We start from the raw sequence: 21,676 nt of genomic DNA, 5'->3' as shown, positions 1-21,676 counted from the left end.
GAAGTTGCGTGATCAACAATCGCCAATCAGACGTACCGCCATCACCAGCGAGCGGACGGAACTATCGGGTCTCGATACCAGCAGCATCATTCGAACGCTCACAGCCAAACTGGCGTCAGTCACCCACTTGGTATTCGGCGCTGGAGCACTGAACTCCCGTTTGAGATGATTTTCAGCGATCTTACCAACCTGGCCTTTGCAATAGATGTACCGCCGCCGGCTGAGGACCTTACAAATGAGCTTCTCAGCGCGCATCAGTTTCAGCACGGTCTTCTTCGCCACATGCCAGCCTTGGCGCACCAAGACAACGTGAACGCGCCTGTGCCCGTAGCGTATCCGGGCCTGTGTAAGGATCTCAGTGATTCGTTCCCGAAGCTCCGCCTGTGGGTCAGGGCGACGGCGGGCGGTTTGGTGGTAGAAGAATGCGGAGCGGGGCAGCTGGGCTACTTCTAAGAGAAGCTTGAGCGGGTGATAGGCCTTGAGGTCGAGCACGATGGTGGCCTTCAGCGCCGTGCTTGGTTCCTCAAGGCCCGAACTTTTTTAGGTAAGCGTTCTCTGCCTGAAGTCGCTGAATCTCACCACGCAGCTTTTCCGTCTCGTTTCTCTTAACTGGTGGCGGGTTATGGGTATATGGGACGCGGGGCGGCCCATAGGTTTGGGACCCAAGCCCTCCGCACCCTCCTCCCGATAGGTCTTGCCCAATCTGCGCAGAAGCGTCGTAGCACTGAGCTGATGCATCTGGGCCAGCTCAGTCAAAGTCCCTTCGCCCTCGAGGAACTGGTGGACAATCGCTAGCTTGAACTCGAAGGAATACCTCTTCTTAGTCGTCTTATCGATTAATGCTTCCATGCCCCAGATCCGGTACCGGCGTTCAAGCCCGCGAACAGCATGGGCACCTACACCCAGTCTCGCCGATACTGACTTGTGCCCGAAACCCTCCTCGAACAGATCGACAGCAGCCACCCGCTGGTCGGCTGGCATGGAACTTTGTTGCGGCATAGAAAAACTCCCCGAAAGTAAGGAACTGAATTAATCAGTCCAACTTTCGGGGAGCAGTTCAATTCTGTGTGCGCGCCTGTGCGAAGCGTTCTAGCTGGTGCTGATTTCCCCTGCGGGCGGTGCTGAGATGTCGGCAGGAGAGCCGTAGTCGCTGAACGTCATGGTGGTGGAAAGAGCCTGTCCCTGGACCGCCAACTTCTGCGTGAGCTTGACAGGGCGCCCGGACTCGTCAATCCACATTTCGGTGGGGATTGACGTGAGGCCGGCGGCTTCGAGCTGTGTTTTCTCTTGGCTGCCTGCAGGAAGTTTGCTGGGGTCAACGTCAACGATGTAGTGGTTGGTTTTAACCCCGTCCACTACCTCCGCGCCGACGTGAGTTACGGACGATGTAGCCTGGATGAAGTTTGAGTAGGTATCGACGGGTGATGTTTCCAGTGTCGGCTTCAGGCTCGTCCACATCGCGGCTATCGTGGGGTCGCTACTCGCCTCGCTAACTTCAACCCAGGGCTTGCCATCCGTGGTCGCCTTCATGGCTGCGGGGAGCTTGAGGTAGACCTTACTGTCAACAAGGATCATCTCTATCTGCCCTATTTCACCCATAGTTTGGGAGATATTGGCTGCCTCCAACTTCCCGCCGGACATCTTCTGCTGGCCCTTCCCGGAGATGGATTGCCCTGCCGCCGACACCTCCGAAGTGAAGGAAACGGTAGTGATCTTGCTGGCAGCCTCTTGGACTGTTTTAGCCAGGCTGGCAGCGTCTGCTGGAGCCTGCACGGTTGTGGAAGGCGCGGTGGCATTCTGTGATTCAGCTGGCTTGTCTGCTGGTGCGGATGAGCAGCCCCCAATGCCAGCGCGGGTGCTACCAGGAAGATGGCTGCGAACCGAAGGGTTCGACTGTTTGCGAACATGCTTTGAGACTGGGCCATAATTTCACTTTCGGTCAATGGAGACGTGTCAAACAGCTGCCCCTCAGAAATAGGAGAAGCTGCTGCCCTGAACTGCGGGAACACCCCCAACATCGAATGCTCCCTTCATCTATTAAGGAGTATCTTTGCAAAGAATCATGACGTGACAATGCAGGAAGTTGGGTCTGAGGAGCACCGATACGGAAATTCGGGCTTAGAGGATCAAGCCGCCCGGGCCACCGTTGCTCTGAAAGTACCCAGTACCCCAGGAGGAACCTTGACCGGGCTGGACCTCATCAAATGCATCCCGGCTCCATTTTCTTGAGGTGGATCGGTGGTGTATTCCTTTGATCGACAAAGTCGTGGATTCGACGGGCGCCTTTTGGTGCTCTTCACGGGCAACTCTAGGCATAAAAAATGCTCGAAAGTTCGGTTGTATTGCGGTCCAAATATGATTTCTTCAACGGCTTTGCCCCCGTGGGCAGCTTGGGTGGAGGATTCCGACGTCTTTGGCTTGGAGTTCCCTGTAGTCCCAGTTTTTTGAGGACCCAGCCGAACTATCAGGCACAGCGGAACGGTTCCATTGGTAGCCCCGTCAGCGCCGTCAAAGTCTAGGTCCGTCCCGGCGAGGTCGACCGCCCTGCGCCCAATAGTATTCAGTCATTTAGGCCGTCGACCACGATGCCGCGGGATTCGAGCTTTCGTCTTACTGAGGGGCTGAGGAACTCAGCGGGATCTTCAACCGTACGAAGGTTCGGAAATTGATCAAGTTCCTCGTCCGATAGTGTCGTGATGAAGAACTGCTCATCCTCGCCGTCCCATTGCGGTATGAGTTGAAGATAGATGTCGTTTCCACCGTCGAAGGTGAGTTTCTGCACCCTCTCAGCGAGGCGAGCGGGAATAGGGATCCTACGGAACCAGGTGCGAACAGCAGGAATTGGCGAATCGTAAAAAGTATGCGGATCGAAGGAGCGGGCACCCTGGTCTGCGGCGAAATCATTCACGTCGAATCGAGGTTTCAACTCATCCTGCTCGAACATCAGTTCCTGGATGACTGCCAGCCGGAAGGGTAGTTTTGGCAAGGTCAGGACTGGTTCGGTTGCGGCGGGAATCTTCCACTTGCCGCTGGGTTTAGGTATTGGCTTGAAGTACATTGTCACTTCACGGAATGGGGCGAGGCTTGTGAGGAGGGGCGGGACGGTTCCAGCGGCCTCAGTCTTTGCCACTCGATCGCGCCAATCCGTGGCCCCAGGTAGCCGCTGTACGGCGTCGGTGAGTGCGAAACTCACATTCCAGTTCCCTGTTCTTCTTTTTAAGAACAGGTACGCGGCGCGCAGTTTCTCCTCAGGGATCCCATCAAGGGGGGACTTGCCTGCCACGGTAAAAACTCCACTGAAGACTCCACGCGGGCTGTGCTCAGCGAAGTCCCATTTGACGCGGGACTCCCATTCCGGATCTTCTGCCAGCCGAACTGAGATCTCTGTTACCTGCGCTGAACCATTCACCCAGACCATCACACCCGAGGTGTCCCAAATCACCCGAGTCTTTGGTAAGTTTCCGTGAGCATCGGACTCTTTTAAAGCTGGCTCAACCACGCGAGGCTGACCAAGGAAGTGCGTAAACCTAGCAACCGTCATTTCGCCAACCGGGACGCCGTCAATCTTGACCCCGGCGGGCGCTATGTCAATGTCGTGGGAAGCCAGACGGGAAGGGGCCTCCGGGTCTACGGGCGCGCCCACTGGGCGCTGGTGCTGGGGATCTTGCCCAAAATTTTCCACTGATTCGCCGATCTAAAGTTTGGAAATTACTCTTGCGACTCCGCTCATTACGAGGAAGCGCGGTGCGATCGACCTCATATTCCGAGCACGCACAAGCGGCCCATCCGTCATTTTCTCTAACGGTTATTGGCTGATCCGGAGCTAGCGAATAACCGTTAGGAAAGGGCAGCATCGCAATGAAGTTGTGGTTGCCCCTGCCAGCACTAGAGCTGGCAGGGGCAAGGGTGACACAAGTTATTTCAGTGTGACGGTTGTTTCCGCTTTTTCCTTCTTGTCATGATCAAGATCTCCGGTTGCGTCTTGCGGTGTCATGGTCGCCGTGATCTGCGTTTCCTTACCGGCGGTATAGGCAAAGTTCTCAGCGATGTTGAAGGACTCACCTGGCTTCAGGATGAATGGGTCCTTTTCCTTCAACTTCACGCCGGAGCTGCTCAGCCCATGCTTCTTGAACCCGTCACTGCTGGAGTCTGACGGCATGCCGCCAAGGTATTTCCAGTCCGTGTATTCGGCCTTTGGCGTGATCAATGAGTGGCTCAGAGGCACCTCCGCCGATGAGGTGTTGGTGACCACGTAGTTCAGGTACACCACAGGCTCGCCCTTCTTGAGCAGGTTTTCATTAGTTTCCTTGTCCACGAACATGCTGTCCTTAGACGCGACATCCGTGGCTACCTGGTAGATGTCTACGCTAAAACTCTCGCCCTTCAAAGTGCCGAGTTTGTCGCCCGTGTCAGTGATGGGCAGCGCCCAGGCGGCAACCTTATAAGCACCTGAGGAAGTATCTGCTCCCGCCGAGGCTGAAGCGGATGCCGAGGCAGGAGCGGACGCAGATGAGGACGTCGACGGTGAAGAGGCCGACGATGATTCGGAACCACCCGTCGTCGAGTCAGCTGTTGCGCCGCTGCAGGCGGTCAGGGCCAGCAATCCGGCCGCCGCAAGGCCGCTGATCTTCACTACATAATTGATACGCACAATTCCCCCATTGAATGGATTTACCTAGACTTGCAAAGTATTGCATTGTCTATTCAGGACCCGCAATGGGGACAACTCCCCGCAGTTGACCAGTCCGAGGCAAAAGCGGGAAACGCCCGCTCCCTTGCCGAGACGGCACCCGCACGCCTGCCCACCACCGGGATCATCCGTCCGACACTTGGTCGCGCAACGGACGCTCTTTAGCCTGGTGCGAGCCTGCGAGTACCAGGCCGCCCTGAAATACAATGGAAGCTCGCCTCGGATTTGCACCCCCGTGAGGGCAAGAAAAAGGCCCTGCCGGGGTCATAGCGGTCGCCTGGCAGGGCTACGGTTCCAAGCCTACGATGCACGGGACACAGTGCTTGTTATGACATCCTAAACGTGATCGTTTCGGAGTGTTCTGTAGGCTCTTTTTTCATGAATATTTTGGAAATCGATCGAGAATCAGTTATTTCTGACCTGCGGGCCGAGATCGGCCGGCAGCTGGCGTCTCGCGGATACTCGTTCATCGATGAGGCGGACCTGACGGCAACCAGTAACCAATGGCGGCTTGCGGCCCGTGAAAGTGCAGCAGAGCAGGACCGTCCCATGAAAACAACCATCGTGCGTGATCGTGTCTTCGCGGTACTGATGGACTGGCCCCGTGCAGGGGAACTGTGCGCCTATCCGCCAGAGACCGCCGAGGTTCAAAACGGTGACGAGTTCCTGCGCGCGCTGGGCAGGATTAAGGGAAAAAGGAATCGTCAAGCATGGCTTCCCGAGGGCTTACTGGGCTAGAACAATGGAGGCGCGTCAGGATCTGCCCCGCTCATCAACGGACCCAGAATCTCCAAGCCCCAACCGTGTTCCAAGGCAGCGTCCCGCAAGGCACATGAACGGGCGGCAAAGATCTCCCGCCCCACACCTCGCCACCGCCAGGTGGCGCCGTTGGCGTGACGGCCATCCCACACGCGGTCAAGCACGTTCTCCCGCTGCATGCCGGCTATCAAGTGTCCCGGGTCCGGGCGGACACAGATCGGGATATTGCACATATGCCGCAACACCTCACCCTCACCCAAGCGAACACCTATGGCCAGCTCATACGCGTAGCGGTGCGGACGCGCAGAAGTGTCGCACCCGTTCTGACGCAGGAAATAGCGGCCATAACCATCGTCAGCAACGGCCCCAAGGAACAGCCAGTGTGCATCTGGACCAGGACCCTTAAGGACAATGGACCTAAACCGATCTACGGCAGATTGCTGCACATGATCAGCTGGCTACTTGGTGCATCTGCAGGAGCATGTGCACGGCTACACGCACTAGGGCGCTTTCGCTTTCGCCGGTGCGTACTTCGAGCTGTTCCAGGGCGGCATATTCGTGCTCGGCAATGCGTCCGCGCACGGTAGGGGAGGGGCCACGCTTGGCCTTGTCGCTGCCATACTCACCCAACAACATGGCATGTCCGGCGGCTGCCGCTGCGTGTCCGCGCAAGGTTTCCCCTACGCCGGTGATGGGTTCGTCACCGTGTAGGCGTTCTATGAGCGCCTCGTAGTCAATCATTGTTTCAGTCATTTTTGGTTCTCCTCTCGCAGTCGTCGGAATATCGGGCTTGGCTCCATGGCGTGGCAGATCTCCGCCTCAGGACTGGTGCCAGGGTACTCATGGACGAGAATTTCAAGCTCCCTGTCGGTCTGCGCGTGCGCCGGACCAATGTAGAGCATGATGCGGCCCGTCGTCGCTTCGCCAGCGAGTTCCCAAATGAAGTTCGCGCCCAATGCCCCGTTAATCTGTCACCCTTAGGCACCTCATGTCGTGCGCTTGAATCCAACCATATTTTGCGTCGCTAAAGTGTAGCCGCTTTATGAGGCACGTCTTTTTGTCGTTAAAAGTTATTACGTCGACCGAAAATGATTGACTTATAGGCACCGGGACATCCGTTAGTAGGGATTGTCTACGAAGCACAGTAGGGTTTCCAGCCTTGGATCCGGAACCTGCCCTTGGAAGTACGCATCATTCGGGGGCGCAAGAGTCGCAGATGCCGCGACTTGGGGCCGGGCAATCATGGAGGCAATAAACCAGCAACTGGTCTCACTGCGGTCAGTCATGTAGTCGCCACTGGGAAGTGTTGATTTGACAAATATTCGAAGATATTAACGGGAATTGAGAATGAAGTAGAGACCCCGAACGAGCAGCGAAGCATCTCGGCCAGGGCAAACCCCGCCCAGAAGAATCTTGACCGGTGATCGATGAGTTGGCGGACGAACTGTGGGAGGCGGACATCACCGAGCATCCACGCGGGAAGGCAAATCCATTGCTGCGCCCCTATGACTCTGCCTACTACCGCTATGGGCACTGCTACCCATAGCGGGTCTCGCCTGGTTTCCTTAGACTCGCAGGGAGACCCTATTGGACTTTCCCTTTCTTAAACGTCAACAAGGAGTTCCGCATGAAAAATGCATCTTTCAGGCAGCGCCTCTTTTCAATCATCTTGGCTTGTGGCATTCTGCTCGGCCTGAGCGTGGCTGTCGCCCCCGCTTCCTCCGCAACTCCGGCAGGGTTCACCGCCTACGCCAAAGTCTCTTCCAACGCTTGCTATTACTGGAAGGATCAATACGCCAAGAAAGGTTATCTCACCTTGCCCTGCCACCAGTTCCCTAACGGCGACTGGAGTTTCGATTACAAGCGACAACTGGCGTAAAAACCCCATCGACACAGCCCTAAAGTGGCCTTCCGCCACGAAACAGTTTCCTTGATCCGGGCTCGCTACATAAAACGAGCAATATCGTGTCACAAAGCCTCGACCATCGAAAACGACGGGTAGAAACCCAATTCGCGTCTCGTCACTACATCTGGCTCGCTTGGCCGTTAACACACTGCCGAATGCATCGAGGAACTACCAGGAGCAACGACTTTATGACGGCATCTGAGATGAAAACGATCACACGCGATGTCGCGGGAACACGGCTGACGGCGACGGCTGCAGCAGAGCTGCAGCCGATGATCGATGGGCTGCTCGGCGAGTTCGAGCGCCTGCGCGCTGACTGGTTCGATGGTTACGAGCTCTGGCTCGGCTGGGGGCCGCTCTACCTTTCCGAGAGAGACGGCGGTTTCGTTGTCACGTCGCCCGACTACGCCAGAAACCCGCGGACGGACCGTTCGGACGTCATCACGGCGGCTATAGCGCTCACTGTCGGTCAGTCGAGCATAATCACCGCCGCTGAGGTGCAACCCGAGGACGTGGGGTTCGACGATGCCGTCATCTGCGTCAGGGAGTGGGAGGCCGAATCCATGCTGTCGATGTCGCGTATCAGCTCGACCACCCCGGGCGACAGCGGCTGGTTCATCGAGCCCTTCCCGCCGGCGGACCGCGCGAAGTCGTGGCAACCCGACGAACTCGTCCGCCTGCCCGCATGGCGAGTGCTACAGCTTCGGGCAGCGGTCGCACGAGCGCTGCCACTTCCCGTCGGAGTCTCGGCCATCATAGACGGCGACCGAGTGCGCGTCGTCATCCGCGACAGCGAGATCCTGGCGAACGGGCCGCTGTAACCCCGTGCCCGGAATCGATCGAGTATCCACGAAGGAACAGAAATGACGACCATCTCCGGCGATATCGCGACATTCCTCGATGCCCTTAGGCACAGCCTGACCTCGCCCCGGGGCCTCGCCGTCATCGCACTCGTCGGGCCACGGATGGAACGAGAAGACGTCGTTGTCAACGGCGTACCGAGCACCCACATCGCGTTCCCGGACGCCGGAACGACGCTCCTCTATCAGAGAGACAAACTCGTCTCCGCGCTCATCTACACGACACGTACCGACGAGCACGAGCAGTACTGGCAGCTCGGCGACCTGATCGACGGCGTCCAAGTGCGCAGCGACCGCAAGACCGTCGTCGCGGCCCTCGGAGCACCCAGACGCGCCAGCCAAGACTTCGACCTGTACCTCACCGACTACGGCTATATCAGGCTCGACTTCGAGAACAACAAGCTGACTGCCGTCGGCGTCGCGCAGGGTGACGGTGCTGATGTTGATGACTCACCAGACGGCGTCCCTACTGGGCTGACCCTGCCTGAGGCGGCGCCGGTATCCTTGCCCGAAATCGTCACCGACGCGACGGGCGACATTGAGATCTTCGCGGCCGCACTCGGCACCAGCCGCACTTCTCCGGAAAACGCGGCGGTAGCCGCCTTCTTGGGCGGCGAGCCCAAGGTGGATAAGAAAAACTATGGCGATACACCTGCCGAATACCTCATCTTCGCGACATCGGGCGTGACCCAGCTCTTCAAAGACGGCGTCGCAACGTCTATCTTCATCAAGCCTGCGGGCGATAAGAAGAACGCTCCCTACCCCATCCCGGACGCGCTCATCGACGGACTCTCACTCACCGCCACCCGTGAGGAGATCAACGTCTTCTTCGCCAACCGAATCCGTTCTGGGGAGGCTTACAACCTCTTCCGCGTCAACCGACGGATGCTCCACTTCGAGTTCGATGCGACGAATGCGCTGCGATTGATCACCATCATGCTCACGGACGTCCTCCAGAGTGTGGATGACGGGACCCGCCGGAGGGCATCTCTACTAGGCTGACCGTGCCCGAGGCCGCTCCTGGAATTGTCACCGACGCGACGGGCTGCATTGAAATCTTTGCGGCCGCACTTCTCCGGAAAACGCGGCGGTAGCCGCCTTCTTTGGCGGCACTCCTGAAGTCGCCAAGTTCGACAACAGTGGTACGCTCACTGTCTATTTATCCTTTGCAGATGTGGGCACAGAGCTGCTCTTTGAGAATGATATCGCGGTCTAGGCCCCGGTCTTCCCAGTCGGCGGCGACGATGAATACGCCCCATACCCGAAATTGAACTGCAGCCCCCAGGCGTAGGAACTTACCGGTCATTTCGATTTCTCGATCGGATCGGAGCTTGCGATAAGCGTAACCTCGTCCGAATAACACACGTCTGCGCCTATTGTGGGGCGTATGGGGAAAAAATATGATCACCGGGAGCGCCACGTTCGCGAGCTGGCATCCCGGAAGCGCAGACAATTCGCCACGTACATCGGCCTTGGGCTTCTTGTCGTGGCGGCGGGGGTCGTGACGCTCTACGCCTTGGCGTAGTAGATTCCGGAGAACACGCCTCCGGATTGGTAGGTAGGTGCCTCGAGCAATCCAACGGAACTGGATCAGCCGTCTGAAAATCCATCCCTGCGCACCGCCCGCCCGGTGTGTAAACACGCGGCCAGATCCCGGTTCAAGGCACCCCCGCCTGGACATACAAGGACTCGTAGATGGTCTCCGCAGACACTCAAGGGGTTCCCACCCCGACGGGGGAGGGCTAAGGCATGGCGGAACCGGACTGGTTTAGCGTGGACGAGGCCGCACGGGCGTTGAAGGCGTATGACCAAGGCACGGACGTTGAGCCGGAGGTGTGGGAGCACGACACCCCGGATGCCGAGGTCAGGACTACCGGCGCGAAGTTGCACGCATCGCCATTGTTTTAGACATTCTCAGAAAGAAGGAGCAGGCATGAACGCCGCACGAGTTTTAGAAGTAACAGCAGTAAAAGAGGGAAAATGGTGGACGATCACCATCCCCGAACTTAACCAAGTCACGGCCACGAAGAAGGCCAGCGAGGTGCAAGAATACGCCGAGAGTTTGGCCGCTGTCGTCCTTGACGTCCCAGAAGATCAGGTGACGGTCAATGTGAAATTTGATCTTCCACCCGCCGCCGCCGAAGCATGGTCGGCGGCCCGGCTGGACACGCTCAAGGCCAAAGAAGAAACCATGAGCGCAGCGGCAAAAACTAAAGCCGTGATCGAGGATCTACGCGGCAACGGAGCGTCATGGGCCAGGAACTAACGCAGCGCATCAAAGAGATTTTCCCAGATCACGCGCGAGTGATTGAGAGCGCCGAGTCGATTGAAGATCCACGGGACGGCCATTCAATCGTCTTCGTCAAGCTAAGCGGAACACGCGAGCAGTTGGACGCCTTCCATCGCACGTGGGACGTGACAGACACGGGTATGCACATCATGACCAACGAAACCGTTTCGCTTCCTCACTTCAGTTCATAGACGGCAAAGAAAAGACGAATGAGCCACGCCCTAGAGACAATCTCAGAAAGAGGCAGTGATGACACGGTACACAGTGACAGCGGAAAGAATCGATACGTGGTGGTCCCTGCAATGCGTAGAAGTCCCCGGCGCTATTAGCCAGGTGAAGAACCTGGCGGATTCCGCCATCATCTCCGAGGCAATCGCCTATGTGGCAGACGTCAACGAATCCAACGCAACGCTGACCGTCCAACCCGTTCTACCGTTCAGCATCCGATAGGAAATCATGCGCGATATTCCCTATGCCGGGCCGTCGGACACGAACGACTTCGACAGGCTAAGCCCAGACGAAATGGCCAAGGCCATGTACGAATACCAGCTGTTGGGGGAGTGCTTTGAAACGGTTACCGATGAGGACATGATGGGGCGAGGCTGGGCGATTGACAACCCGCTCATTCTTGTAGAAGGCCATGCGGACAATCTGCGTCGCGCACAGCGCGAGCTAGCCGCCGCCGTGGCCCTGGCACGTAACCAAGGTGAGCCATGGGCAGCCATTGCTGACGCCTTGGACGTCACCGAGAGTGACGCGAGAAGCGCCTACGACCTTCGGCCCTAGGCGCTTCATAGGTGCTGGTTTGAGCTGGTGTGAAACTTCTTTTTCCCCGCGCCCACAGGTGCACGGCAAAAGATAAAGCCCTTCAGTCTTTTGCCGCACACAGATGGACGCCGGGACCCAGCTGACCGCCTGCACACATTCACCAGGTCACCGACACTATTAGAGGTCGCCACCGGTTACCGGTGAACATGCACAGCCTCGATCCGCTTGCGGCTTGGGGACCTTGAGGAGGGCCTAGGTGAGCGTGAGGATGGTGTTGTAGAGAGCGGTGAGAACGTCGGATCGCGGATGGTCGATACCGGCAACGCGGCGGCATGGTTTCCCAGGGGAGAATCGACCCCTGATCAAGTCGATGACTACGAGCAGATGAACAAGATCGCCATGGACCAGAAGAAGGGTGTCTATGGACTCTGTGACATTGTGGGCCCCTAAGGGCATTCCACGCGTATCGCTTGAGTGAATAGACCCACCTTCACACGAGCTCGTGCAGCGGATCGGGGACCATCGAGCGGAAAAGTAGCGTGAGTGGACGGCAGTGTTCGAAACTCGCGCCCATTCATTCAAGCTATGCTGGACCTTGGCGAACAGAGAGTGTTGCTGGGGGAGAAACCCCACAGCGAACCCCTAGCAACATGCCTGTTTGGTTAGTTCAATTTCCCGTAAAAAATTGAACGAGCGCCCCGGATTGAGACCATGTCTCTCCGGGGCGCTCACCTTTTAATGCAGGATCGTTCGTGACGATCCTACAAGCACCGGACTCACCGCGGTTTCTAGAAAACATGCCTCCGAGCGACTCCGGTACACAGCCTTGATGGGCCAGAAATCCGAGGGCATCAAGGCTGTGTCCTTTGGGGGAAATCGCGGTCCAGGGACACTAGTACCGGGCCCGTCCAATACCGCGCGGATTCTTATGCCAATTCCTTCTCAGAGGCATCCCCGGCATCTTGTGGACTTGGTAGCAATGGAACGGAATTACACGATAAGCCACTCAAGAGCCTGCTGACGGGCCAGCTGGTGGGTTGATATCAGCTAAATGCCACCCCTCCAAGGACCTCAACTCATCAGAGTGGAGACGACATTGAAGGTTCATCGAGGGACCGCTGCATTGCTAAGGTTTTCGGTTCAAAATGAATCATTAATGCATGATTCCGAAACCGTAAGAGGTTGGGCCACCGTTGTATGCAGGCTTTAGCTTGTAGGCGCAGCCCGCGCGGGTGTCATATCCGGCATTCGAATGGCTGACGTAGGCGGCTTTGCATTGATCTAGTGAAGGATAGTACTTGATCTGATAATAGGACTTCGCGGCTTGAGCAGGAGCCGCGCCCACAATCCCTCCGGTAAGGCATGCTGCCGCAATTGCTGTCGCCAATACTGCCTTTTTAATATTCATCTCGCTAGCCTATCCGAGCGAGCAGAGTTACGCTACCAATTGGATTTAAACCCAAAAGAGCGAAAGAATCTGATTTTCATCCGCCAATTCACGCGATCCCCTTCGCACCCCGTGCCCAGTCGATGCATCGCTCGTGCGGTCCGCCCTGTGGCGCCGGTCGGTCGCTCGGTGCCTTCCAGTGTCCGTTCCCCGTTTCCAGAAATACCCGCCCAGGAACCGCCCGAACGCCTCCCCTTGCTCATCACTCAGAAACTAGACTGGCATGAACCAAACCTACCCAACAGAACAGCATCAGTGGCTTATCATGTAATTTCGCCCCATTACTACCAAGACCCCCCTGTTCACCTGATTCTTCGGGTATCCGCCAGTCTCATCATCGTGACTACTCAAGGAATTTCCCCTTACTACTCACTGTGGTGGGTGGCAGTACTCAGTATTTGTACGGAGCTACTCACCGGTAGCTATCGCGGGAAATCTGTTTGATTCACTTGGAATGTCAGCCAAGCAGATCAAGCGGATTATCGGGGATGTAACATATGGGCCATCGTAAGAACGTTGGGGGCCGGGCGCTCTCACGCCGTCGTGTACGTGGTTTTAGGCGTCTTCGGCTTCTTGTCTTTACTGCGGCGATAGCGCTGGTTGCACCGATTGTCGTTGCCACGAGTGCGCAGGCAGTCACTCACACTTTTACTGTCAATTCCTTGGATGCGTCCGTTAATGCTCGTGATGCCAAAGTTGGGGATGGGGCTTGTGCCACGGCGGCTGGGACCTGCACGCTGCGTGCTGCCTTGGAGGAATCCAACGCGCTGAATCTGTCGAAGGATTCGATCTTGATCACGGTCGCGGACGGTTTCGCGGGTAACATCAACCCGGTCGCCACTACCAGCACTTGGATGTCCACGACAACCTTGACGACTGTCGGGGATACCGGTGCCCACTTCGTGGTCACTGCACCGGTCACCATCGACTTCAAGAACCAGGTGACAATAACGGCCAGTACGGACACCATCGCGGCCGTGTTCCACGTCAATGGTCCAGACATTAGCTTCTTGAACATGTCGCACATTCTTTCGGGCGAGACCTCGATCGTGGCCGGGCCAAACGCCAACGGATTCCTGCTCGACGGCGGCGCAACCTCGACTGACACGAACTATTTCCCGGAGCGGTTTATGGTGTTGCGTGAGGGAGCCAAGAACATTACGGTGCAGAACTACCGCCTTCAAGGCTTCTACTACTATGCCAACCTGACGGCTCTATTCCTCTTCAACGCACAGAACAACACCCCGATCGAGAACGTCACAATCGACAACGTCAAGATCACCTATCCGACCGGCACCACCTGTAACTCGTCCAACGGGTCAGGATGTCAGACCGACATCATCCAGTTCTATCCGCGCAGCCAGAGCTCGGTGCTGAACGGCTTCACGTTCACCAACTCATCCGTTTCCAACTTGACCTCCCGTGACGGCCTCGCCTTCAGCCGCGGCACCGCTGCCACGAGCGTGCGCGCCTCCAACATCAACATCTCCAACAACAGCTTCATTAACATGCAGGGCTCTGGAACAGGCGCGAACAATGCATTCATCACTTTGCCTTATGGTCCTCTTGCTGGCAGCAACCGCATCTCCGGCAATGAGTTCGTGCGCGCCACGTCGGGCCAGACGTACGCCGTAGCGTGGAACGGCAACACGACGAGCGGGAGTGCGGGTGAGCTTAGCATCGAGGATAACTATTTTGACGGCTACTCCTTTACCTCGGTCTACCTGATCAACACAGGGGACGTGAAGGTCCAGAAGAATACCTTCGGCGCCCGCAGCGCAAGCCAGACCCGTCCGGGAACAGCGGAGGAAACCCGCGACCGCACCTCGCTCCTTCTCGATAACGACTTCAACGCCAATGGTCTGGTAAACACTTGGTTCCCTGCGGCGAACGCGCAGGTTCTCGCAGGTGCCATGCCCGCCCAAACCATTCCAACAGTCAGCTCGCTGTCTCCGGAGACCAGCACCTGTGTGGCCACGCTGGATGTGTTGGCACCGACCACAGCTCCCCTCCCGGCCAGCACTGTAGATCTGGATGTCTATTGGACCGCAGATCGTACAGCGGAAGTCTACCTAGGCCGCGCCGAGGCTGTCACTGGCACAGGCGCGAAGCTTGCCCTCAACTTGCCGGTTGGCCCGCAGTCGTTTCCGACCACGGAGGTTGGTGGCAGCCACAACGTCACGATCGTAAACGAAGACACCGGTGCTGCCAGCGGTTACCTGCGTGTACAGACGATTGCACACGGCTCCAAGCAGTCCTCGCAGTATTCCCGTCTCGTTGGTTTCAGCGGAAACTGTCGCCCGGAGCTCACCATCAACCAAGCTGCTGATCAGAACGACCCCACCGTGGCGCGCGATTTACACTACAAGATTGTCTCTTCGCTGCCTCTGAACCCGGAATCAGTGACGGCTGCCGTTGTCGGTGTGAGTGCCGTGGGCACAGCTGCAACCATAGATGCTGCCCGCCTGAATCCCCGCTCAGTCTCAGTGACTCCCATCGAGGGGAGCGCCAATCGCGAATTTGATGTGGTCGCCCGTGTGGATGACTCCGCCGTCGTCACGGCCACTGTTGCTGCTGGAAAGGTCATAGGCTCAGGAGGTCTGACCAACCGCGCCTCCGCGACAAGTACGGACAACAATGTCACCTTCTCCAACCCCGTGTCGGTGAAACCTGACTCCTTTACCCTGGTCAAGGGCGAACCGAGCGGCAAGGATTTCTTCTTCCAGCTGGGTGCCGGCGCACCGTCGCCGAGTTCAGAGTTGCGTTTCGCCTCGACTGTGGACACTGCTGGCGTGCAGATCGGAGTGAAGCTCTCCACAGGCGATTCTGTGATCGGTGCAGGAGAGACCACCTCGGGCAAGGTCAGGGCAACCGCCTCGGCAGGTGACGTCCCGGCGAACACCAAAGCTGTGGTCTCCCACGCGCTCTCCTCCGATGACGTCAACTACGACGGCCTGGTGGTGAGGTCGGTGCAGGTCAAGCTCTTCTCCACCGACCCCTCGATCCAGATTACCAAGCGGGCGTTCGTGGAGGTGAGTGACAGCTCCACGCCCGAGCGGATCATGGCCACGGGCGACGAGGCACTGTCGGGCACCCGTCTCACAGACGGCCAATCGGTCTGTTTCGTTTACACGGTGAAGAACATTTCCTCGGACGACTGGGCCACGGCCCTGACTGACGTCGCAGTCACCGACTCCGACACCAGGCTGGGTACGAACGGCGTGATCGGGTCAATCGGGGCCCTGCCCATAGGGCAGAGTTCCATGCTGTCCGCCTGTGGCGCGTTGATTCCGGGCGACACGACAGTGGGAGGCGGGAAGTGAGCCCGGCAGCAACACGAGTTGCCGCACGTGCCACGGGCCGACGACGCCAGTTCATCGTAGGTGCATCGACCGTGGCCGTGTCTGCCCTGCTGATCGGTGGGGCCACCTGGGCTTTGTGGCAGGCACAGACCGGCTTCTCCGGCGGTCACGTCACGGCTGGAGATTTGAACCTTGAGCGCGGCACCGGAACCTGGCACCAGATCACTCCGGGGGTCACCGCCCCGGCCTACGGGAGCCTGGACACCGCATCGGAACCGTTCGTTTCAATGCCGGGTGATGTCATCGAATTCGTGGTACCCATCACCACAACTCTGCAGGGGGAGAACCTGAATGCGGCACTCTTGGTTGATGTTGGGAGTGCGGCTTCGCAAGAGCTTTCCTCAGGACTCATCACAGCAAGTTACCGGGTCGAGAACGCGCAGGGCGAGCAGCTCGCCCCGGCAACCGGAGGAGCCGAGCTCGGGGAGCCGGTTACGCTGCCCGGATTGATCGGCAGCAACGAGGGAGTCAGCACGGATTGGACGGTGGTGGTCACGGTCAACGTTCACGGCGACTACCGCTGGACGGAGCAGGAACCGCTTCTTGATCTGGGTTCTTGGACGGTGGACGGCATCAAAGTCGGCTTAGATCAGGTTCGCGGCGGGGAAGCATCCGCCAGTGCGAGGAGGGGATCATGAAGACATGGGCACGGGGCACGATCGTTGGCGCAATGGCGCTAGGGCTGGCCGCGGGAGGCTTCGGCATCGCCAACGCGTTGTGGAGCACATCCGTATCGATCTCGGCCCCAGAGATCTCAACAGGTTCCGTACGGTTCGCAGCTCAAACCGGGCACGAGGGTGCTGTGCCGGTCTTTTCCGATGGCGGTACCGCAGTGACACTGGCTCTACCCGGGTCCACTGTCATCGAAGTATTGGGGCAGGAAGCGGTTGACCCTGCACCTGTGATTTGGCGATTCACGGCCAGCGGCTCCGCACTGGGAATCGCGGGCGTGGACTACACAGTCTCGGTGCGTGAACAGAATTCTTCAGGTACTAGCCACGATCTCAGCTCCGGTCACGCCATGGCCGACACAGTATTGAAGGGATCAACCCTCAAGATCTACCGCGCCGCAGCAGGCGGAGACTGCTCGGCGGTACCGGCAACACCGAACCCTGTTGAGGGGGAAGAAGCGCGCAACGTCTATCTCTTTGAGGCTGACGGAGTTCAGCTGCAGGCGCCGGGAACCGCACAAGATGGCCGGGTTAGCGAGCAAGAATGGTGTGTGTCCCTGCAGTGGAATGCGGAGCTGGACGGCTTGTACGTCAATGATGTCCAAGTCACCGGCACTGCCGAGGACGGCAGTACCAATGGTGCGATGGCCAGCTGGCACGCACCCGTCGGGTTCCCACCGTCACTGGACATGCTCGGAACCTACCGCAATCTCGGTCTTGCCGAGGGAACGGCCGAAGACAGTACCTTGGCCAAGGCGAGCTCGGAATGGTTCGCCGATGTGTACCCCGATCCTTCAGGGGAACCGGACATCGTGATTGCCCTCGATCCGATCATCACCAACGCCAATCCCGCGGTTAACGCGCGCGACTGACCTACACAGACCAAAACTTCGGCCCAGAATGGCGAAGATAACCAACCCCGAGCGCTCCAAGTTTTTGGCGCCCACATCTAATTAGGAGTTTTATTATGGCTTCCATGCCTAACCACGATCAGATCATTGTTGTGACTGAGAACAAGCGCCGCAAGGGCCTCATTTGGGCGGCTGCGGGTGCCGTCGTGTTGGTTGCCGGCGGATCAACATTCGCTTTGTGGTCAGCTCAGGACACTTTCTCTGGCGGAACGATCACCGCCGGTGACTTGAACATTACCCAGCTTGCCGAGACCTCATTCTGGGATGTGTCCAATGACCGCAAAGATGCGGTGGACACTGTCGGTGCCAGTGACGGATCGCAGCTGGGCCACTTGGTCGATGATGTCAATACCTGGCGCATTGCCCCCGGTGACAAGCTGGCAGCATCCTTCGAGGCCACGGCCACCCTTGACGGCGACAACCTCGTGGCACGCCTGGGAGTAGACGGCCTAGATCAAGTCACTTCCGCTATTTCTGGCATCAGCTACAGCTACGAGGTCTACTACGGCGATCAACTACTGGTGAGTGAGACAGCCCTGCCGGCCGATGCTGACGCTCCATTGCTATACCTCTCAGCTCCTGGCACCGGCCAGGACGCAGGACTGGAAGACGCAAGCAACGGCATCCTCGGTGACACAGCCACGGTCGTCACTGGTGTTGCCGCGCAGAGCGCAGTCTTCGGCATGCCGAAGACAACGGCCGACCTCAACGTGGTCATCTACGCATCGTTCTACAACGACGCCAACGGTGACTTCCGCTACCAGGCTACCGATGGCACAGTCTCTGACCGGACGGACGTAAAGCTGGCCGACACACTGGCGGACCTCACCGTGTCCCTGGAGCAGGTACGCGACACCGGCGTTCAGTTCAACTAACACCCAAGGGCACGCGCCCCAACCTTTGGCAACACCACCATCCCCAAAAAATTAGGAGTTTTATTATGGCTTCCATGCCTAACCACGATCAGATCATTGTTGTGACTGAGAACAAGCGCCGCAAGGGCCTCATTTGGGCGGCTGCGGGTGCCGTCGTGTTGGTTGCCGGCGGATCAACATTCGCTTTGTGGTCAGCTCAGGACACTTTCTCTGGCGGAACGATCACCGCCGGTGACTTGAACATTACCCAGCTTGCCGAGACCTCATTCTGGGATGTGTCCAATGACCGCAAAGATGCGGTGGACACTGTCGGTGCCAGTGACGGATCGCAGCTGGGCCACTTGGTCGATGATGTCAATACCTGGCGCATTGCCCCCGGTGACAAGCTGGCAGCATCCTTCGAGGCCACGGCCACCCTTGACGGCGACAACCTCGTGGCACGCCTGGGAGTAGACGGCCTAGATCAAGTCACTTCCGCTATTTCTGGCATCAGCTACAGCTACGAGGTCTACTACGGCGATCAACTACTGGTGAGTGAGACAGCCCTGCCGGCCGATGCTGACGCTCCATTGCTATACCTCTCAGCTCCTGGCACCGGCCAGGACGCAGGACTGGAAGACGCAAGCAACGGCATCCTCGGTGACACAGCCACGGTCGTCACTGGTGTTGCCGCGCAGAGCGCAGTCTTCGGCATGCCGAAGACAACGGCCGACCTCAACGTGGTCATCTACGCATCGTTCTACAACGACGCCAACGGTGACTTCCGCTACCAGGCTACCGATGGCACAGTCTCTGACCGGACGGACGTAAAGCTGGCCGACACACTGGCGGACCTCACCGTGTCCCTGGAGCAGGTACGCGACACCGGCGTTCAGTTCAACTAACACCCAAGGACACGCGCCCCTGGGGGCGTGCCCACCGCAAGACTGCGGGCACGCCCCCACCGTCCGCAACACCGCCAGAGACCAGTATGAGGATGCGCTCCCCGCGCACGAGTGAGAAGGAAGAGAGCCATGGATATCCGTCGCATCGCACAGCAGGGCGCACGCCGCAATTCGCGGGGCCTCTGGTTCGAGTCGCCGTGGCGCATCGCTGGGCGCGCCTTCTCAACAGCCCTAGCTGTCCTTGCCGTCGGTGCTCTCCTCGCGCTCGTTGTGGTGCCCCGCATGCTGGGCGGTGATTCACTGACTGTGCTCTCCGGCTCAATGGAGCCTACATTTTCCCCTGGGGACATCGTGGTGGTGAAGGGCCTCGACGAAGCAGGGGTCTGCGCGGACGTGTCCGTGGGCTCCATCGTGACCTTTTTTCCCAAACCGAATGAACCCACCTTGATCACCCACCGCGTTGTGGGCAAGACCATCGGCACATTCGACGACGGTACGCACTGCCGCCTCGTCACCCAAGGTGACAGCAACTCATCCGTCGATGCACCCGTCTCCCCCGCCCAAGTACGAGGGCAATTCATGTTTGGCGTGCCCCAGCTCGGCTGGGTGCGGCAATGGGCCGGAGAAAACACCCAAATTCTTCTGTTCACCGGCGCCGCGATCGTCATCGCCTGGGGACTATGGGGCGCCATCCGGTCCCCCCGCACCACCGTCATGACAGTTCCACGCACTACTGCAGGTTCCCCAGCAGACGTAGCTGCCAGGGATCCGTTCAAAGGTACACCCGATGTTACCGCCGGTACTGGTGAGGACGCGGATTGGGGCGCCAATGAGGGCGAACGTGATCTACGGGAGCGTGAACTTGCCGTTCGGGAACGTGACCTTGAGCTTCGGGAGCGTGAACTGGCCTTCGCTCACCAACGAGGCGCATTGGCCACCATCTACAGTGAATCCGTCACACTCTTGGACTTCCCGGTGCATGTTCCAAACGCACCCCACCCGTCCACCCTAAACGAGGGCCTCCCTGTCCCTCTCATTACCAACCGATTCGAGGCCTGAGCGTGCGCCGTCAGCCAATTCCCAGAGATTCGGTCAGGCAAACCGAAACCCTCTATCTCGATTCGCGGCACGGATTGTCCGGGCGGGGGCGGGCCTTAGTTTGGATTGTCGCAAGCTTCTTACTTATCGGCTGCGCGGTCGGTTTGGTGGCCGCGAATGCTCTGCCGTTCACCGGCAGTCAAACCGTCAACAGGGTAACGAGTGAATTGGATTCGGACAAGGATGCTGGACAACCAGGCATTCGAGGAACGGGGGAGTTCATCGACGCGGTAAATGTTGAGGCCACGGCCATAAAGGCTATGTGGGATGGGCCTGCGATAAACCTCGACTGGTCCGGGGGCGAATATGCTCGCGCCGAGGGCTCATTCATCGGCGACCGGACTGTCTCACCCGGTGATCATGTGGTGCGTTCTCTGAACATCGTGAACGATGGACCTTCCCAGGGTGTTCTCACAGTCGAAATCGACTTTGCTGAAATAGTCCCTGCTGGCGCACTGAACCCCGGTCTGGCCGAGGATGTGACACTTTTTTGGAATGTCAAAGGGGTAACTGGGCAAGAACAGTTTTCTGTTCTTGTTCCCAAAGGCACAGTGAACGTAGCCGAAATCTCCTTACTTAGGGGTGAACAGGTTGCTGTTTCCATCGGCTTCGAAATGGCAAAGAATGTGGAAACGTCCAGGGCATTGGGAGCAGCTTCCACCGTGTTGAACTTCGACGTTGATGTTAAGTTGACTGGGGACACATCTACTCCAGTACTCCCAAAATTGCCCATAACAGGTAGCGCGGGACTTTTGGCATTGCTGGGCATCGCGGTCCTAACCGGACTATTCGGCTGGCTGCTGCTGGCAATTCGGCGCCAACGACGCTGGTGCGATGATTGCGAAGAAGCAATCAAGCGTAAGGACCACTGGGTCAAACACTCCGATTCCCACGGTGCGCGAAAGATCCAGTGCGAACGGTGCTACTTGACTCAGACTGCTCCCACCACAGAAACCTAAAGGCGAGCAGCCGCATCAGGCCTGACAGTAAGAGAAACGGTTCTCGCCTCGGCTGCCCACGTCGCAGGGCCGCTGACAGCCTCGGGCAAGTCGCATGAACCGTCCTAGGCGGGGCCGTTTAGTCTAACTTCTTGCATTCTTGGCCCGCTTCTCGCCGCGGGCCCATGCTGGAATGTCCAACCCGTCTGCGAACAAA

Annotated in this window: 28 protein-coding genes; 19 read left to right on the top strand and 9 right to left on the bottom strand. The window is 58.2% G+C overall.

Features of this window, described 5'->3' with window-relative positions:
* Nucleotides 1–12: 12 nt before the first annotated feature.
* The 5 genes from BLV41_RS20875 to BLV41_RS20855 form a co-directional block, all read right to left on the bottom strand.
* A complete protein-coding gene (locus BLV41_RS20875; protein WP_074713765.1) occupies nt 13–492 on the bottom strand; it encodes an IS3 family transposase in 480 nt (159 codons plus the stop codon).
* A gap of 48 nt (nt 493–540) precedes the next feature.
* Nucleotides 541–849, bottom strand: a complete 309-nt coding sequence (locus BLV41_RS23125) for a helix-turn-helix domain-containing protein (protein WP_425284304.1) — start codon at nt 847–849, stop codon at nt 541–543.
* Nucleotides 850–1,089: 240 nt separating this feature from the next.
* Entirely contained in the window at nt 1,090–1,845 is a 756-nt protein-coding gene (locus tag BLV41_RS20865; RefSeq protein ID WP_483073317.1) for an SCO4651 family lipoprotein, read from the bottom strand.
* 715 nt (nt 1,846–2,560) lie between these two features.
* Complete coding sequence (locus BLV41_RS20860) at nt 2,561–3,643, bottom strand: DUF6892 domain-containing protein (protein WP_074713761.1); 1,083 nt, start codon at nt 3,641–3,643, stop codon at nt 2,561–2,563.
* 273 nt (nt 3,644–3,916) lie between these two features.
* Nucleotides 3,917–4,651 (bottom strand): hypothetical protein, encoded by a 735-nt coding sequence (locus BLV41_RS20855; protein ID WP_074713626.1) that lies wholly within the window; start codon nt 4,649–4,651, stop codon nt 3,917–3,919.
* A 45-nt stretch (nt 4,652–4,696) separates the two neighbouring features.
* Here BLV41_RS20855 and BLV41_RS22240 point away from each other — a divergent pair, with 45 nt between their 5' ends.
* Nucleotides 4,697–4,855 carry a hypothetical protein gene (locus tag BLV41_RS22240; protein ID WP_170835550.1) on the top strand — a complete coding sequence of 53 codons (159 nt, stop codon included), beginning with the start codon at nt 4,697–4,699 and terminating at the stop codon, nt 4,853–4,855.
* A 213-nt stretch (nt 4,856–5,068) separates the two neighbouring features.
* On the top strand, nt 5,069–5,428 hold the full coding sequence (locus tag BLV41_RS20850) for a hypothetical protein (protein WP_074713759.1): 360 nt from the start codon (nt 5,069–5,071) through the stop codon (nt 5,426–5,428).
* Here the strand turns inward: BLV41_RS20850 and BLV41_RS21895 are convergent.
* Nucleotides 5,425–5,895, bottom strand: coding sequence for a hypothetical protein (locus BLV41_RS21895; RefSeq protein ID WP_074713757.1), 471 nt, complete (start codon nt 5,893–5,895; stop codon nt 5,425–5,427). The genes BLV41_RS20850 and BLV41_RS21895 overlap by 4 nt on opposite strands.
* Nucleotides 5,896–5,899: 4 nt before the next feature.
* The gene (locus BLV41_RS20840; RefSeq protein ID WP_074713755.1) at nt 5,900–6,202 is read right to left on the bottom strand and encodes a hypothetical protein; all 303 of its coding nucleotides are present in this window, start codon (nt 6,200–6,202) and stop codon (nt 5,900–5,902) included.
* Between the two features lie 874 nt (nt 6,203–7,076).
* Here BLV41_RS20840 and BLV41_RS20825 point away from each other — a divergent pair.
* From BLV41_RS20825 to BLV41_RS20785, 10 genes are all read left to right on the top strand, one after another.
* The gene (locus BLV41_RS20825) at nt 7,077–7,328 is read left to right on the top strand and encodes a hypothetical protein (protein ID WP_074713749.1); all 252 of its coding nucleotides are present in this window, start codon (nt 7,077–7,079) and stop codon (nt 7,326–7,328) included.
* A gap of 215 nt (nt 7,329–7,543) precedes the next feature.
* Nucleotides 7,544–8,176, top strand: coding sequence for an immunity protein Imm33 domain-containing protein (locus BLV41_RS20820; RefSeq protein ID WP_074713748.1), 633 nt, complete (start codon nt 7,544–7,546; stop codon nt 8,174–8,176).
* Nucleotides 8,177–8,218: 42 nt separating this feature from the next.
* Nucleotides 8,219–9,217 carry a hypothetical protein gene (locus tag BLV41_RS20815; protein ID WP_074713747.1) on the top strand — a complete coding sequence of 333 codons (999 nt, stop codon included), beginning with the start codon at nt 8,219–8,221 and terminating at the stop codon, nt 9,215–9,217.
* Between the two features lie 385 nt (nt 9,218–9,602).
* Nucleotides 9,603–9,740: a hypothetical protein gene (locus BLV41_RS22235; RefSeq protein WP_170835549.1), complete on the top strand. Its 138-nt coding sequence runs from the start codon at nt 9,603–9,605 to the stop codon at nt 9,738–9,740.
* A gap of 224 nt (nt 9,741–9,964) precedes the next feature.
* Complete coding sequence (locus tag BLV41_RS22230; protein ID WP_170835548.1) at nt 9,965–10,123, top strand: hypothetical protein; 159 nt, start codon at nt 9,965–9,967, stop codon at nt 10,121–10,123.
* Nucleotides 10,124–10,148: 25 nt separating this feature from the next.
* A complete protein-coding gene (locus BLV41_RS20805) occupies nt 10,149–10,481 on the top strand; it encodes a hypothetical protein (protein ID WP_074713744.1) in 333 nt (110 codons plus the stop codon).
* Complete coding sequence (locus tag BLV41_RS20800; protein WP_074713742.1) at nt 10,466–10,696, top strand: hypothetical protein; 231 nt, start codon at nt 10,466–10,468, stop codon at nt 10,694–10,696. Before BLV41_RS20805 ends, BLV41_RS20800 begins: the two co-directional genes overlap by 16 nt.
* 58 nt (nt 10,697–10,754) lie before the next feature.
* Nucleotides 10,755–10,955 (top strand): hypothetical protein, encoded by a 201-nt coding sequence (locus BLV41_RS20795; protein ID WP_074713740.1) that lies wholly within the window; start codon nt 10,755–10,757, stop codon nt 10,953–10,955.
* A 6-nt stretch (nt 10,956–10,961) separates the two neighbouring features.
* The gene (locus BLV41_RS20790; protein WP_074713738.1) at nt 10,962–11,291 is read left to right on the top strand and encodes a hypothetical protein; all 330 of its coding nucleotides are present in this window, start codon (nt 10,962–10,964) and stop codon (nt 11,289–11,291) included.
* Between the two features lie 207 nt (nt 11,292–11,498).
* Nucleotides 11,499–11,723, top strand: a complete 225-nt coding sequence (locus tag BLV41_RS20785; RefSeq protein ID WP_074713737.1) for a hypothetical protein — start codon at nt 11,499–11,501, stop codon at nt 11,721–11,723.
* Nucleotides 11,724–12,426: 703 nt separating this feature from the next.
* Here BLV41_RS20785 and BLV41_RS21890 read toward each other — a convergent pair.
* Together BLV41_RS21890 and BLV41_RS21885 are read right to left on the bottom strand one after the other, a co-directional pair.
* Nucleotides 12,427–12,681: a hypothetical protein gene (locus BLV41_RS21890; protein WP_139244541.1), complete on the bottom strand. Its 255-nt coding sequence runs from the start codon at nt 12,679–12,681 to the stop codon at nt 12,427–12,429.
* Nucleotides 12,682–13,360: 679 nt separating this feature from the next.
* Nucleotides 13,361–13,738: a hypothetical protein gene (locus tag BLV41_RS21885; RefSeq protein ID WP_139244540.1), complete on the bottom strand. Its 378-nt coding sequence runs from the start codon at nt 13,736–13,738 to the stop codon at nt 13,361–13,363.
* Here BLV41_RS21885 and BLV41_RS20780 point away from each other — a divergent pair.
* From BLV41_RS20780 to BLV41_RS20750, 7 genes are all read left to right on the top strand, one after another.
* Nucleotides 13,737–16,043, top strand: coding sequence for a hypothetical protein (locus BLV41_RS20780; protein ID WP_139244539.1), 2,307 nt, complete (start codon nt 13,737–13,739; stop codon nt 16,041–16,043). The genes BLV41_RS21885 and BLV41_RS20780 overlap by 2 nt on opposite strands.
* Nucleotides 16,040–16,720 carry an alternate-type signal peptide domain-containing protein gene (locus BLV41_RS20775; RefSeq protein WP_074713733.1) on the top strand — a complete coding sequence of 227 codons (681 nt, stop codon included), beginning with the start codon at nt 16,040–16,042 and terminating at the stop codon, nt 16,718–16,720. Before BLV41_RS20780 ends, BLV41_RS20775 begins: the two co-directional genes overlap by 4 nt.
* On the top strand, nt 16,717–17,625 hold the full coding sequence (locus BLV41_RS20770; protein WP_074713731.1) for a hypothetical protein: 909 nt from the start codon (nt 16,717–16,719) through the stop codon (nt 17,623–17,625). Before BLV41_RS20775 ends, BLV41_RS20770 begins: the two co-directional genes overlap by 4 nt.
* A 95-nt stretch (nt 17,626–17,720) precedes the next feature.
* The gene (locus BLV41_RS20765) at nt 17,721–18,539 is read left to right on the top strand and encodes an alternate-type signal peptide domain-containing protein (RefSeq protein ID WP_074713729.1); all 819 of its coding nucleotides are present in this window, start codon (nt 17,721–17,723) and stop codon (nt 18,537–18,539) included.
* A gap of 65 nt (nt 18,540–18,604) precedes the next feature.
* Nucleotides 18,605–19,423 carry an alternate-type signal peptide domain-containing protein gene (locus BLV41_RS20760; protein ID WP_074713729.1) on the top strand — a complete coding sequence of 273 codons (819 nt, stop codon included), beginning with the start codon at nt 18,605–18,607 and terminating at the stop codon, nt 19,421–19,423.
* Between the two features lie 129 nt (nt 19,424–19,552).
* On the top strand, nt 19,553–20,482 hold the full coding sequence (locus BLV41_RS20755) for a signal peptidase I (RefSeq protein ID WP_074713727.1): 930 nt from the start codon (nt 19,553–19,555) through the stop codon (nt 20,480–20,482).
* 2 nt (nt 20,483–20,484) lie between these two features.
* Nucleotides 20,485–21,480, top strand: a complete 996-nt coding sequence (locus BLV41_RS20750; protein WP_139244538.1) for a hypothetical protein — start codon at nt 20,485–20,487, stop codon at nt 21,478–21,480.
* Nucleotides 21,481–21,676 lie beyond the last annotated feature (196 nt).

This window comes from Arthrobacter alpinus, from assembly GCF_900105965.1.
GTDB lineage: Bacteria > Actinomycetota > Actinomycetes > Actinomycetales > Micrococcaceae > Specibacter > Specibacter alpinus.
This window is presented reverse-complemented; position numbering and strand designations above follow the sequence as displayed.